Source organism: Microtetraspora sp. NBRC 13810, from assembly GCF_030268685.1.
GTDB lineage: Bacteria > Actinomycetota > Actinomycetes > Streptosporangiales > Streptosporangiaceae > BSRQ01.
The window spans coordinates 205,059-219,358 of the sequence record NZ_BSRQ01000006.1 but is presented as its reverse complement, the minus strand read 5'-3'; the positions used below and the strand labels follow the sequence as shown (position 1 = coordinate 219,358).

Genomic DNA, 14,300 nt, shown 5'->3' with positions numbered 1-14,300 from the left:
GGCGGCCGGAGCGGGCGACCTGCGGCGCGGCGCGCAGGGGATTTCCACGGCGGGTCTGGCGGATGCGCATCGCCCTCACGCGGTGACACCGCGGACTGGCAGCGGAGAAGGGAGGGCGTTAGGATGCCTTCTTATCACAAAAACATCTAAGACCTCTCCTAACTCTATTGTCTCATGGGGGAACCCAAGTGTCAAACCCCGAGGGGATCGCCGAGGAACGCGAGTACGTCAGCGCCCTGTACGCCAGGCTGGACGAGCTGACGGAGGAGGTGGCGGGCCGGCTGGCCGCGGTCCTCGCCGACCCGGAGGGCACGGACCAGGCGCGGGCCGAGCGGGAGGCCGCCGCGGCCCGTCACACCGGGCGGCTCGCCGCGCTGCGGGCCGCCGAGAACGGGCTCTGCTTCGGCCGCCTCGACCTGCGCGACGGCGAACACCGGCACATCGGCAGGGTCGGCCTGCACGACGAGGAGTACGAGCCGCTGCTCGTCGACTGGCGGGCCCCCGCCGCCCGTCCCTTCTACCTGGCCACCGCCGCCGCCCCGGACGGCGTGCGGCGGCGCAGGCACATCAGGACGCGGAACAGGACCGTGGTCGCGATCGGCGACGAGATCCTCGACGGGGCCGCCGGGCAGGGGGAGGGGCTCGGCGGGGAGGCCGCGCTGCTGGCCGCGTTGGACGCCGGCCGTACCGGGCGGATGGGGGACATCGTCGAGACCATCCAGGCCGAACAGGACCGGATCATCCGCAGCGAGCACCGCGGCGTGCTCGTGGTGGAGGGCGGTCCCGGCACCGGCAAGACCGTCGTGGCCCTGCACCGGGCCGCCTTCCTGCTCTATACGTACCGGGACGTCCTCGCCCGGCGCGGCGTGCTGATCGTCGGGCCGAACGCCGCCTTCCTGCGTTACATCGGGCAGGTGCTGCCCTCGCTGGGCGAGACCGGCGTGCTGCTCGCCACCGTGGGCGAGCTGTATCCCGGTGTCACCGCCCGCCGCGAGGAGGCGCCCGAGGTCGTCGAGATCAAGGGCAGGGCGGTCATGGCGGAGGTGCTGGCCGCCGCCGTACGGGACCGGCAGCACGTGCCCGCCGACGGGCTGGAGGTGGTCGCGGGCGACATGACCCTGCGGCTGGACCGGGCCGACTGCCTGCGGGCGAGGGATACGGCCAGGCGGTCCATGCTGCCCGGCGACGAGGGCCGCACCCACAACCAGGCCGCGCCGATCGCGGCCGGCGAGATCGTGGCCGTCCTCGCCCGCCAGGTCGCCGACCGGCTCGGCGCCGGCCTGCTCACCGAGGCAGACCTCGACCTCATCCGTGACGACCTGCGCGCGGACGCGGGGGTGCGGCGGGCGTTCGAGGAGCTGTGGCCGGTGCTCACGCCGGAGCGGCTGCTCGGGGACCTCTTCGCCGCGCCGGAGCGGCTCGCCTCGGCCGCGCCCGGCCTCACCCCGGCCGAGCGCGGCCTGCTGCGCCGCGAGCCCGGCGGAGGGTGGAGCCCCGCGGACGTGCCGCTGCTGGACGAGGCCGCCGAACTGCTCGGCGAGGACACCACGGCCGCCGAGGAGACGGACCGGCTCCGGCGGCTGCGGCGGATCGCGTACGCCAGGGGGGTGCTGGACATCTCCCGCGGCTCCCGGTCCACCGACCTGGAGGACGGGCAGCCCGCCGAGGTCCTCACCGCCGCCGACCTGGTGGACGCGGAGCGGCTGGCCGAGCGGCACGAGGAGGCGGACACCAGGACCGCGGCCGAACGGGCGGCGGCCGACCGCACCTGGAGCTTCGGCCACGTGATCGTGGACGAGGCGCAGGAGCTGTCCCCGATGGCCTGGCGGGTGCTGATGCGGCGATGCCCCGGCCGGTGGATGACGCTGGTCGGCGACGTGGCCCAGACCGGCGACCCGGCGGGCGCGTCGTCCTGGCACGAGGTCCTCGGCCCGCACCTGGGCGACCGGTGGCGGCTCGCCCGGCTGAACGTCAACTACCGCGTCCCGGCCGAGATCGCCGCCGTCGCCGCCGGCGTCCTCGCCGCCCTCGACCCGGCCCTCACCCCGCCCCGCCCGGTCCGCGCCACCGGCACCGTCCCCTGGCGCACCCGCGTCTCCCCGGGTTCACCGGGGTGGTCAGCAGGGGCACCGGGTTCGCTGGATGATCCGGGTGCTTCGGGTGCTTCGGGTGCTTCGGGTGCTTCGGGTGCTTCGGGTGCTTCGGGTGCTTCGGGTGCGCAGGGTGCCCCGGGTTCGGAGGGTTCGGCGGGTTCGGTGGCTGAGGTGGTCGCTTGTGAGGCGGCCGGGCTCGGGGAGGGTCGGCTGGCGGTGATCGTGCCCGCGGGACGGCTGGCCGGGCTGGCGGCGGAGATCGTCGCCACGCTGCCGGACGCCTCGGCCGGCGACCACGCCGACCTGGAACGCCCGGTCGTGGTGCTCGACGTCCGCCGTGCCAAGGGCCTGGAGTTCGACGTGGTGATCGTCGTGGACCCCGCCGGGATCGTGGCCGGATCCCCCCGCGGCCTCAACGACCTCTACGTGGCCCTCACCCGCCCGACCCGCCGCCTCGGCATCCTCCACCCCGGCTCCCCACCGGCCTTCTTCTCCGCCCTCCCGGTCCGGGGAGAGGGAGGGGGCGGCGGTCTCCGCTCTCCCGTCCGGGGCGTGGGAGGAGGAGAGGACGACGGTGTCCGCTCTCCTGTCCGGGGAGGGGGAGGGGGCGGCGGGTCAGGAGAAGAGGCGGGCTAGTTCCACCCGGGAGCGGATGTCCAGCCGGGCGAAGACGTTGCGCAGGTGGTGCTCGACGGTGCGCGGGCTGAGGAAGAGCTGGGCGGCGACCTCGCGGTTGGTGGCGCCGCCGGCGACCATCCGGGCGATCTGGAGCTGCTGGGCGGTCAGCTCCCTGACCGGTCGCCGGGCGCGCGGCCGTACGGCCTCGCCGGAGGCGCGCAGTTCGCCGCGCGCCTGCTCGGCCCACAGCCGGGCGTCGAGCCGCTCGAAGGTGGTCAGCGCGCCGTGCAGGTGCTCGCGGGCGGCGCCGGGACGGCGGCTCCTGCGCAGGGCGCCGCCGAAGAGCAGTTGCGTCCTGGCCAGTTCGAACTCGCACGACCCCTTGCGATGCAGCTCGATCGCGTCCCTGAAGTGTGACTCGGCCTCGCGGGCGGGGGCCAGCAGGGCCCGGCAGCGGGCCGCGAGGGCGTGCCGGTCCGGGCTGCGCGTGCTGCTCACCCAGCGGTCGAGCACCCGCAGCTCCGCCTCGGCCCGGTCCCGGTCGCCGGTGCGCACGGCCGCCTCCACGAAGTGCGGGGTCGCCATCACCTGGACCACCAGGTGGCCGTTGCCGGAGGCGGACCAGGTCGCGTTGCGCAGCCGGTTGGCGGCGTCCGCGGTGTTGCCCCGGGAGAGCTCCAGACAGGCGAGCGCCCAGTTGCCGAGCGCCCCGGCGATCCCCAGGCCGTGCGCCCCGGCCAGCTCGATCGCGGACGCCGCGCGGACCCGGCACTCCTCCTCCTCGCCCTGGATCGCCGCCATCAGCGCGAGCCAGCCGAGATGCTGCGCGGCGCTGTTGCGCTGGCCGGTCTCGTTCGCCAGCCGGAACCCCTCCAGCGCGTGCGCGGTGACCGCGGCGTAGCGGCCCATCCACAGCTCGGCGTTGATCAGGGACTCCAGCGCGTGCGGCACCGTCGCCGCCGCGCCGCGCGCCCGCGCCGTCTCCACCGCCCTGGTGGACAGCGCCAGCGCCTGGGCGTCCTCGCCGAGCATCAGGGCCGCGATGCCGGCCCGCATCAGCTCGGCCGGCTGGCGCACGCGGGCGGCCAGCTCCAGCACCCGGCGCAGCGGCCCCGCCGCCTTGTCGTGCTCGCCGCGGAAGGTCGCCGCGAGGCCGTCCAGGTGCTCGAACACGAGCTGGGTGGCGGCCGGGTCGTCCGGGCGGCGGAGCGCGGCGGCGTACCGCGCGATGGCGAGGTAGCGCTGGTGGTCCCCGGCGAGGTAGCTGGCCTCGCCGGCCCGCAGCAGCGCCCGTACGGCGAGCGCCCGGTCCCGGTCGAGCAGCCACTCGGCGGCGTTCAGCAGCTCGTCGCGGGCGTGGCTGGTCTCGCCGCCGCGCAGCTCCAGGTTGCCGTGGATGAGCTCGGCGCGCACCCGCAGCGGCTCGGAGGTGGTGAAGGGGTGCAGCCGGGCGAGGAGGACCCTGGTGCGCTGCGGCCGGCCGGCGAGCCAGGCGTCGTACGCCGCGGCGGCCAGCCGGGACGCCTTGGCCGTGTGCCCGGCGGTGAGCTCGGCCGCGCGTTCGAAGGCGCGTGAGGAGTCGAGGTAGCCGCCGTGGTCGCGGGCCCGCGCCGCGGCGGCGTCCAGCTCGTCGGCCAGCTCCTCGTGCGGCCCGTCCAGCGCGGCGGCCCGGTGCCAGGCCCTGCGCAGCCGGTGCTGGTCGTGGTCGAGGACCCGGGCCAGCACGCGGTGGGCGGCGCGCCGCTGGGCGAGGGACGCCTCCTGGTAGACCACCGGGCGGATCAGCGCGTCGTGGAAGCCGATCCGCCGTCCGGAGATCTCGGTGATCCCCTCGGCCTCGGCCGGTTCGAGGGCGGCCAGCGCGTCCTGCGGGTCGGCCGCGCGCAGGAGGGTGTCGGTCTCCAGTTCCGGGTCGGCCGCGACGAGCAGCAGGATCCGCCTGGTGGGGCCGGGAAGCCGGGCGAGGGTGTGCGCGTGGGCGCGCCACAGCCGCCCGTGCCGGGGCGGCGACTCCGGCGGCGGCGCGTCCCCGGACCGCTGCTCGGGGGTGAGCGCCCCGGCGAGCTCGATCAGGGCCAGCGGGTTGCCCGCGGCGAGCCGGACCAGCGGGGCGCGCACGTCGGCGGGCAGGCCGCCGGGCGCGGCGTCCTGGAGGAGGGCGTGGCAGGCGTCGTCGCCGAGGGCGCCGAGCGGCAGTTCGGGCAGCCCGGCGGAGCGGGGGAGGCGCGGGCCGCCGCCTTCCCGCCCGGCGAAGAGGAGCGCGACCCGGTCGCCGCCGAGCCGCCTGGCGGCGAAGAAGAGGGCCTCGCGGCTCTCCCGGTCGAAGAGGTGGACGTCGTCCACGCAGGCGAGCACCGGCCGGCGGCGGGCGGCGGCGGCGAGGACGCCGAGCACCGCGGCGCGCAGAGGCAGGCCGTTGCGTCCGCCGCCCGCGTCCAGCACCTCGCCGAGCGCGGCGGCCTGGGCGGGCGGCAGTTCGCCGAGGTGGCCCGCGACCGGGCGGAGCAGCGCGTGCAGCCCGGCGAACGGGATGCCGGTCTCCGCCTCCGCGCCCACCGCGCGCAGCACGGTGCAGCCGGTCGCGTCCTCGGCGGCGACGCCGAGCATCGTGGTCTTGCCCATGCCGGTCGCCCCGGTCAGCAGCAGCGCCGAGCCGTGACCCGCCCGCGCGCCGCCGATCATCTCGCGCACGGTCTCCCGTTCGGCGTCCCGCCCGCGCGGCGGCATCGCCGGTGCGGCACGGGAGCCTTCGGGCTGGGGCGACACGCTTCAAGTGTTACGCCGTCATGTCCGCCCGCGGAAGGCCCATATACCGGCGGGTGGACTGCGGCGGTGCCCTCCCGCGCCCGCGGCGGCGGTCCGGGCGGCCGGTGAATTCACCGATGCGCGATCCTTTCCCGCCGTTCTCCGACGACTCTCCCGCGACTCCTATGCGACTCCTATGCCACTGTCCCGTGGCGCCCGGCGCGTCACGCCGGAGCGTCAACCGGGTGAAGAAGCCATAAAGGATCTTGCCCCCCAGGGCGCTTCACATGAGACATTGCGGACGCTTTTCCTCATCTGTCACGTCTACCGCCCATTCATGGCCAGTTCAGGAGGATTTGCGTGCTCAATTCGCGACGACGACGGGTCTTAGGGACCCTGTCGGCCGCCCTGGTCCTGGTCGCGACCGTGACCCAGCCGGCGCGGGCGACGGCCGAACCGGCCATCAGGATCGAGCAGGGACGCACCCAGCCGGTGTTCTCCTATGCCGACGCCATCAGGGAATACGTGTACGTCGAGTCGAGCGTCGACAGCGACGGCGACGGCGCGAACGACCGGGTCAGGGTGGACGTCATCCGGCCCAGGGAGTCCGGCCCCGGGCTCAAGGTGCCGGCGATCATCGACGAGAGCCCCTACTACGACAACTCCGGACGCGGCAACGAGGCCGAGCGCAAGGTCTACGACGAAGCGGGCAACCCGGTGAAGTTCCCGCTGTTCTACGACAACTACTTCGTCCCGCGCGGCTACGCCGTCCTGAACGTGGACATGATCGGCACCACCAAGTCGGACGGCTGCCCCGACACCGGCGGACCGGCCGACGTCCTCGGCGGCAAGGCCGTCATCGACTGGCTGAACGGCCGGGCCCGCGCCTTCGGCCCCGACGGCTCCCCGGTCTCCGCGACCTGGAGCAGCGGCAAGGCCGGCATGATCGGCAAGTCCTACGACGGCACGCTGGCCAACGCCGTCGCCGCCACCGGCGTGCGCGGCCTGGAGACCATCGTCCCGATCTCCGCGATCAGCACGTGGTACCGCTACCAGCGCAGCAACGGCGTCGTCTACAACTTCAACTACGCCTCCTACCTGTCCAACGTCGTGGACACCGACCCGGTGGAGAAGTGCGCCGCCGTACGGGCCAGGATGGACGCCGAGGACGGCGACGACACCGGCAACTACAACGCCTTCTGGGCCGAGCGCGACTACATCCACGGCACCGTCGCCCAGGCGTCGAAGGTGCGCGCCAGCGTCTTCGCGGTGCACACGGTCAACGACATGAACGTCAAGCCGGACCACTTCTCCACCTGGTGGAAGGCGCTGGGCGACCGCAACGTCCCGCGCAAGGTGTGGATCGGCCAGTACGAGCACGTGGACCCGTTCGACTTCCGCAGGGACGAGTGGGTGGACACGCTGCACCGCTGGTTCGACTACTGGCTGTACGGCGTGCGGAACGGCATCATGCAGGAGCCGCGGGCCGACGTGCAGATCGACGCGACCACCTGGATCACCCAGCGGGACTGGCCGGCCCCGCAGGCGGTCACCGTGCCGTTCCGCCCGGACTCGGACGGCACGCTCGGCCTGCTGCCGGAACGGAGGGGCACCACCGCCACCTTCACCGACGTGCGGCAGTCGGAGGACGCGATGGTCGCCGACGCCGACGTGGTCAAGCCGGGCCGGCTGGCCTACGTGACCGGCGAGCTGCCCCTGGACCTGCGGCTGTCCGGGACGCCGACGGTGGACCTGCGGGTGGCGCTGGACAAGCCGACCGCCAACCTGACCGCCCTGCTGGTGGACTTCGGCACCTCGTCCCGGGTGGACTGGCGGGTCGGCGGCGGCATCTCCACGCTGACCGAGGAGAGCTGCCACGGTGACGCCGTCGCCACCGACGACGGCTGCTACCGCACGACGGCGACCCGGGTGGCCGAACGGCCGCTGGAGATCGTCGCCCGCGGCTTCGTCGACGTGCAGAACCGCGACTCGCTGACCGAGTCCAAGCCGCTGCCCGCCGGGCAGTTCGCCCAGGTCCGCTGGCAGACCCTGCCGCAGGACTACACCTTCAAGAAGGGGCACCGGCTCGGCCTGGTGCTGGCCGGCACGAACTCCAGCCGGAGCGCCGAGCCCGCCACCGGGGCCGTGGTCACCGTCGACCTGGCCCGGAGCAAGGTGGACGTGCCGCTGGTCGCCGGCCTGCCGTTCGACCTGAAGAAGCGCGGCGGCTGGCGCGGCCCGGCGAAGGTCGACCTGCCGGTTCCGCAGTCCAGGCTGTACTAGTCACGAATGGTCACGCGCGCCCGGAGGAAGCTCCCTCCGGGCGCGTCGTGCTGTCCGGCGGCGGACCGCGAGCCGAAACGCGCGGATTCACCGCTCGCGAGGAAGACTGTCAGGACCGTCGGGACCAGATCCGTGGGACGGCGGACACAAGGCAGATGACGTTGAGTTAGCCGCAATGTTTCGACCGCGTTGCGCAAATATGCGCAGCGCCATTGGGGAATCCTCGCGATCCTGCTCAGATCGGTCCCGGAACGTTCCACAGAACCGTCCCGAGCGGCCCTGCGACCCCGGATCAGCGAAAGGCGCCTGTAGGCGGCGACGCAAGTGGGGTGCAACAACTTACGGCTGCTGCGTATAATTTGCGCCATGACGCGACGGCTTGCAGAGGTGGCCAGGAAGGTCGGGGTCAGCGAGGCGACGGTGAGCCGGGTGTTGAACGGCAAGCCGGGCGTGTCCGAGGCGACCCGCGAGGCGGTGCTGACCGCGCTGGACGTGCTGGGTTACGAGCGGCCCACACAGTTGCGCGGCGACCGTGCCCGGCTGGTGGGACTGGTGCTGCCCGAGCTCGCCAACCCGATCTTCCCCGCCTTCGCGGAGGTGGTCGGCGGCGCCCTCGCCCAGCAGGGTTTCACCTCCGTGCTGTGCACCCGCACCGTCGGCGGCGTCTCCGAGGCCGAGTACGTCGACCTGCTCCTGCAGCAGCAGGTCTCCGGGGTGGTCTTCGCCGGCGGTCTCTACGCCCAGGCGGACGCCTCGCACGGCCACTACGAGCGGCTGCTGGAGCGGCGGCTGCCCACCGTGCTGGTGAACGCCGCGGTCGAGCACCTGCGCTTCCCGCAGGTCTCCTGCGACGACGTGGTGGCCGCCGAGATGGCGCTGGGGCACCTGCTCTCGCTCGGCCACGAGCGGATCGCCATGGTGCTCGGCCCGCCGGACCACGTGCCCTCGGCGCGCAAGCTGGAGGCGTTCAGCCAGCGGGCGGCGAGCAACGGCGTGCGGGTGGAGGCGGAGTTCGTCGAGCGGACGATGTTCTCCATCGAGGGCGGCCACGCGGCGACGGCCCGGCTGGTCCGGCGCGGCGTGACCGGCATCGTGTGCGCGAGCGACGTGCTGGCGCTGGGCGCGATCCGGGCGGCGCGGCGGGCGGGCCTGAGCGTGCCCGAGGACGTGTCGGTGATCGGTTACGACGACTCCGCGCTGATGAACTGCACCGACCCGCCGCTGACCACCGTGCGCCAGCCGATCGACGCGATGGGCCGGGCGGCGGTTGACCTGCTGGTCGCGCAGATCGACAAGGCCGTGGTGCCGGGCGACGAGCTGCTCTTCGAGCCCGAGCTGGTGGTGCGCGCGTCCACCGCGCCGGCCAGGGAGCGGCAGCCCGTCGGGCGCTGAGACCCGGCGGGACGGCGTGGAAGAAGGGGCGGGACCAGGGGTCCCGCCCCTTCTTCGCGGTCCGGTCCTCACCCTGTGTGATCGACGTGACTGAGTCGTTATCTTGCAATCATCTGTCGAAACATTGCAGAAACTTGTTCGGGATGCTTAGGGTGTGGCCACAGGAACGGGGTGTACCGCAGAGGAAAGGGTCGGATCGATGAGGAGATCGCTCTATCGCAGGAACCTGGGCCTGCTCCTGGTGACCGGCATGGGGTTGTCGGCGGCAGCGTGCGGGAACTCCGAGGGGACGCCCGAAGCGGCGCCGTCGGGCTCGCAGGCGGCTGCGAAGGTGACGATCACGGTGGGCTGCCAGCCCCCCAAGAGTAATCCGATCGAGCGCAAGGAGTGGGACGAGGACGTCGCGGCGTTCACGAAGCTGCACCCGAACATCACGATCGAGAGCAAAGACGCCTTCCCGTGCATCAACCCCGACACCTTCCAGGCGAAGCTGGCGGGCGGCACGATGGAGGACGTCTACTACGTCTACTTCACCGACGCTGCGAAGATCATCGCCGCCGGTCAGGCGGCTGACATCACGCCCTACGTGAGCACCGTCAAGAACTACGCGAACATCCGCCCGGACGTCATCAACGTCTTCAAGAGCGGGGACAAGGTCTACGGCCTGCCCAGGAACAACTACTCCACGGGCCTGGTCTACAACCGCGCGCTGTTCACCCAGGCCGGTCTCGACCCGGACGCGCCGCCCAAGACCTGGGCCGAGGTGCGCGAGGCCGCCAAGAAGATCGCCGGGCTGGGCGCGGGTTACGTCGGCTTCGGCGAGTACAGCGCCGGCAACACCGGCGGCTGGCACTTCGCCGCCTCCCTCTACGGCCGCGGCGGCGAGATGGTGACGCCCGACGGCAAGAAGTCCGCCTTCAACAGCCCGCAGGGCAAGGCGGTCCTGGAGAACCTGAAGACCATGCGCTGGACCGACAACAGCATGGGCACCAAGCAGCTTCTCCAGTGGGAAGACCTGATGCGCATGATGGGCGGCGGCAAGCTCGGCATGATGATCGGCGCCCCCGACGTCATCCAGCAGGTCAACAACGACTTCAGCGGCAAGTTCGAGGACTACAGCGTCACCGCGCTGCCCGAGAGCTCCGTGTCGCTCAGCGGCGGCGACGGCTACATGTTCAACCCCAAGGCCACCCCCGAGCAGATCAAGGCCGGTCTGCTGTGGCTGGAGTACAAGAACCTCACTCCCGGCCAGGGCCAGTTCAACTACGCCCGCGCCAAGGCCGGCGGCCGTCCGGTCGGGCTGCCCTTCCCCGACCTCTACGGTGACACCCCGGCCGGCCAGGAGGTCCTGAAGCTGCGCGCGGAGTCGTCCAGCGTCCCGCTCACGCACTTCTCCGGCTACACCGACGCCCTGCCGTCGACCACCAACAAGCTGGAGCCCCCGAAGGCGCAGGAGCTCTACGCGATCCTGGACACCCCGATGTCCGCCGTCCTCACCCGCCAGGACGCGAACATCGACCAGCTCCTCGCCGACGCGGCCACCAAGGCCGACCAGGTGCTGGCGAGGCCGTGATCCACGGGCCCGGGGCGCGCGGCCGACCGGCCGCCGCCCCGGGCCGGTCCTGTCCGAAGGGAAACGTTCGATGAGCGCGATAAGCGTGCGGGGGACGCGGCGGAAGCCGGGAACGGTACGGCGGGGCGTGCGCCGGAATCTGACTGCCTACGGATTCCTGTGCGGGGCGTTGATCTGTTTCGCGTTCTTCTCCTGGTATCCCATGATCCGGGAGGTTCTGCTGTCGTTCCAGCAGAACAACTTCGTCGACGCCCCCGTCTGGGTCGGCTTCGACAACTTCCGGACCGTGATCACGGACCCCACCTTCGTCACGGCATGGGTGAACACCGCGGTCTTCACCGGGCTGGCCCTGCTGGTCGGCTACGTGATCCCGTTCTTCGCCGCGATCGTGCTCAACGAGCTGCGGCACGCGCGGGCCTACCTGCGCTTCGTGGTCTACCTGCCGGTGATGCTCCCGCCGGCCGTGGCCGTGCTGCTGTTCAAGTGGTTCTACGACCCGGGGGCGGGCCTGTTCAACCAGGTGCTGGACGCGGTGCACCTGCCCACCCTGGCCTGGCTCGACTCCACCAGCACCGCCCTGCTCTCCCTCGTGCTCGTCTCCACCTGGATGAACCTCGGCACCGGCACCCTGATCTACCTGGCCGCGCTGCAGAGCATCCCCGGGGAGCTCTACGAGGCGGCCGAGCTCGACGGCGCCGGGCTGTTCAAACGCATCTGGCACGTCACCATCCCGCAGACCCGGCTGATCCTGCTGGTGATGCTGCTGCTGCAGATCGTGGCCACCATGCAGGTGTTCATCGAGCCCTACCTGCTGACCGGCGGCGGACCGGAGAACGCCACCGTCACGGTCGCCTACCTGATGTACCAGTACGCCTTCAACTTCGGCGACTTCGGGGGCGGCGGCGCGCTCGGCCTGATGCTCATGATCGTGCTGATGGTCTTCTCCGCCGTCTACCTGCGCGTGTCGCGGGACACCGACAACTAGCCAGGGAGGGGTGTCGATGTCGAACATCATCGTGGAGCCGAGCCGTCAGGACACCGTCCCGCCGGACCCGGACGCGAAGCGCCCGGCCGGGCGCAGGAGCCGGCCGAAGAAGCAGGACGCGTCACGCGGCGTGCGCACCGTGGTCTCGCCGCACACGCTGGCCACCCCGCGCGGCCGGGTGATCTACTGGATCGTCCTGATCGGCGTGGTGGTGAGCTTCACCGCCGTCTTCGTCTTCCCGCTCTACTGGATGGTGACCGGCGCGCTCAAGACGCCGGAGGAGCTGGCCCAGATCCCGCCCAGCTTCTTCCCCACCTCGATCGACTTCGGCGTGTACGCGGAGGCTTGGGACCAGCTCGACCTGGGGACGTTCCTCTACAACACGCTCATCTACGCGGGCGGCGCATGGCTGATCACCCTGGTCATCGACGTGTCCGCCGCCTACGCGCTGTCCAAGCTGCGCCCGGTGCTCGGCAAGCTCGTCCTGGCCGGGATGCTGTCCACCCTGATGATCCCGCCGATGGTCATCCTGTTGCCCGCCTACCTCACCGTCAAGGACGTGCCGATCTTCGGCTGGGACCTGCTGAACACGCCGTGGGCGATCTGGCTGCCCGCGGCGGCCAACGGGTTCTTCATCTTCCTGCTCAAGCGGTTTTTCGACTCCATCCCGCGCGAGCTGCTGGAGGCCGCCCAGATCGACGGCGCCTCCCCGTTGCGGATCCTGTGGTCGATCGTGCTGCCGGTCTCCCGGCCGATCATCGGCGTGGTCTCCATCCTCTCGGTGGTGACCGTGTGGAAGGACTTCGTCTGGCCGCTGCTCGTGCTGCCGGACAGCGACAAGATGTCGATCAGCGTGGGCATCGCCTCGCTGTCCGCGCAGATGCCGCAGAACGTCCTCATCGCCGCCCTGGTGATCGCCAGCCTGCCGGCGATCATCGTGTTCTTCATCTTCCAGCGCAGCATCATGGCCGGTCTGACGGCGGGCAGCCTCAAAGGCTGATCCCGCCGGCCAGCCGACCACAGTCCTAGTGAAGGAGAGAGTTCAGCATGCCCGAGACGTGGTGGCGGGGAGCCGCGATCTACCAGGTGTACCTGCGGAGCTTCGCCGACGGCAACGGAGACGGGATCGGCGATCTCGCCGGGCTGCGCGCACGCCTGCCGTACCTCGCGGAGCTCGGGATCAACGCGATCTGGCTCAACCCCTGGTATCCCTCGCCGATGGCCGACGGCGGCTACGACGTGGCCGACTACCGCGACATCGAGCCGGTCTTCGGCACGCTGGCGGAGGCGGAGAAGTTCATCGCGGAGGCGCACGACGCGAACATCCGCATCATCATCGACGTCGTCCCCAACCACGGGTCGGACCAGCAGGAGTGGTTCAGGCAGGCGCTGGCCGCCGGCCCCGGCTCGCCGGAGCGCGGGCGCTTCTGGTTCCGCCCCGGCGACGGGGACGGGCCGCCGAACGACTGGCAGTCGATCTTCGGCGGACCGGCCTGGACCCAGGTGCCCGACGGTGAGTGGTACCTGCACCTCTTCGCCCCCGAGCAGCCCGACTTCAACTGGAACAATCCCGAGGTCGTCGAGGAGTTCCACGACGTGCTGCGGTTCTGGTTCGACCGGGGGGTGGACGGCATCCGGATCGACTCCGCCGCCCTGCTGATCAAGGACCCGGACGCGGAGCCCGACGGCCTGGACCCCTACACCGACCGCGACGGCGTGCACGACGTCTACCGGGCCTGGCGGCAGGTGGCCGACGAGTACGGCGAGCGCATCCTGATCGGCGAGGTGTGGCTGCCCGACCAGGAGCGCCTCGCCCGGTACATGCGTCCCGACGAGATGCACACGGCGTTCAACTTCGCCTTCCTCGGCTGCCCGTGGGAGCCGGTGGCGCTGCGCAAGGTCATCGAGGACACCATGCTCACCCACGCCCCGGTGGGCGCGCCGCCCACCTGGGTCCTGTCCAACCACGACGTGACCCGCCCGGTCACCAGGTACGGCAGGCCGGACACGTCCTTCGACCACGGCGACCGCAAGTTCGGCATGCCGTCCGACCACGCGCTCGGCGTGCGCCGGGCCCGCGCCGCCGCGCTGCTCGCGGCCGCGCTGCCCGGCAGCCTCTACGTCTACCAGGGCGAGGAACTCGGCCTGGACGAGGTCGAGGACCTGCCCGACGAGCTGCGCCAGGACCCGATCTGGACCCGGTCGGGCCACACCGACCCGGGCCGGGACGGCTGCCGCGTGCCGCTGCCCTGGTCCGGCGACGAGCCGCCGTACGGCTACAGCACCGGCACCCCGTGGCTGCCCCAGCCGGCCCGCTGGGCGGGGCTGACCGCGCAGGCGCAGGACGGCGACCCGGCCTCCATGCTCACCCTCTACCGCGACGCCCTGCGCCTCCGTGCCGAACTGCTCGGCGACGGCGACCTCACCTGGCTGGAGCTCGGCCAGGACGTGCTCGCCTTCACCCGCGAGTCCGGCCTGATCTGCGTCGTCAACCTCGGCGCCGACCCGGTACGGCTGCCGCCGCACGAGTCGGTCCTCCTCGCCAGCAACCCGCTCGCCGAGGACGGCACCCTGCCTTCCGACACGGCGGTCTGGCTCCGCTGACCCCCGC

Annotated in this window: 8 protein-coding genes; 7 read left to right on the top strand and 1 reads right to left on the bottom strand. The window is 72.1% G+C overall.

All coding sequences use genetic code 11. The annotated features are described in order from the left end of the window. Positions 1-188 precede the first annotated feature (188 nt). Positions 189-2,729 (top strand): HelD family protein, encoded by a 2,541-nt coding sequence (locus tag QSK26_RS14650; protein ID WP_285775654.1) that lies wholly within the window; start codon positions 189-191, stop codon positions 2,727-2,729. On the opposite strand, the gene QSK26_RS14645 is transcribed toward QSK26_RS14650, so the two are convergent. Beyond that, positions 2,709-5,477 carry an AAA family ATPase gene (locus tag QSK26_RS14645; RefSeq protein ID WP_285775653.1) on the bottom strand — a complete coding sequence of 923 codons (2,769 nt, stop codon included), beginning with the start codon at positions 5,475-5,477 and terminating at the stop codon, positions 2,709-2,711. The two genes, QSK26_RS14650 and QSK26_RS14645, sit on opposite strands and share 21 nt — an antisense overlap. A gap of 339 nt (positions 5,478-5,816) precedes the next feature. Between QSK26_RS14645 and QSK26_RS14640 the strand changes: the two genes are divergently transcribed. The 6 genes from QSK26_RS14640 to QSK26_RS14615 all read left to right on the top strand — a co-directional run bounded on the left by QSK26_RS14640 (position 5,817) and on the right by QSK26_RS14615 (position 14,293). Continuing rightward, entirely contained in the window at positions 5,817-7,739 is a 1,923-nt protein-coding gene (locus tag QSK26_RS14640; RefSeq protein ID WP_285775652.1) for a Xaa-Pro dipeptidyl-peptidase, read from the top strand. Between the two features lie 366 nt (positions 7,740-8,105). Next, positions 8,106-9,131 carry a LacI family DNA-binding transcriptional regulator gene (locus QSK26_RS14635; protein ID WP_352244325.1) on the top strand — a complete coding sequence of 342 codons (1,026 nt, stop codon included), beginning with the start codon at positions 8,106-8,108 and terminating at the stop codon, positions 9,129-9,131. 199 nt (positions 9,132-9,330) lie between these two features. Beyond that, entirely contained in the window at positions 9,331-10,704 is a 1,374-nt protein-coding gene (locus QSK26_RS14630; RefSeq protein ID WP_285775651.1) for an ABC transporter substrate-binding protein, read from the top strand. 202 nt (positions 10,705-10,906) lie between these two features. Beyond that, the gene (locus tag QSK26_RS14625; RefSeq protein ID WP_285775650.1) at positions 10,907-11,689 is read left to right on the top strand and encodes a carbohydrate ABC transporter permease; all 783 of its coding nucleotides are present in this window, start codon (positions 10,907-10,909) and stop codon (positions 11,687-11,689) included. A gap of 16 nt (positions 11,690-11,705) precedes the next feature. Continuing rightward, on the top strand, positions 11,706-12,689 hold the full coding sequence (locus tag QSK26_RS14620) for a carbohydrate ABC transporter permease (RefSeq protein WP_285775649.1): 984 nt from the start codon (positions 11,706-11,708) through the stop codon (positions 12,687-12,689). Between the two features lie 47 nt (positions 12,690-12,736). Further along, positions 12,737-14,293, top strand: coding sequence for a glycoside hydrolase family 13 protein (locus tag QSK26_RS14615; protein ID WP_285775648.1), 1,557 nt, complete (start codon positions 12,737-12,739; stop codon positions 14,291-14,293). The last annotated feature ends 7 nt before the right edge of the window (positions 14,294-14,300 follow it).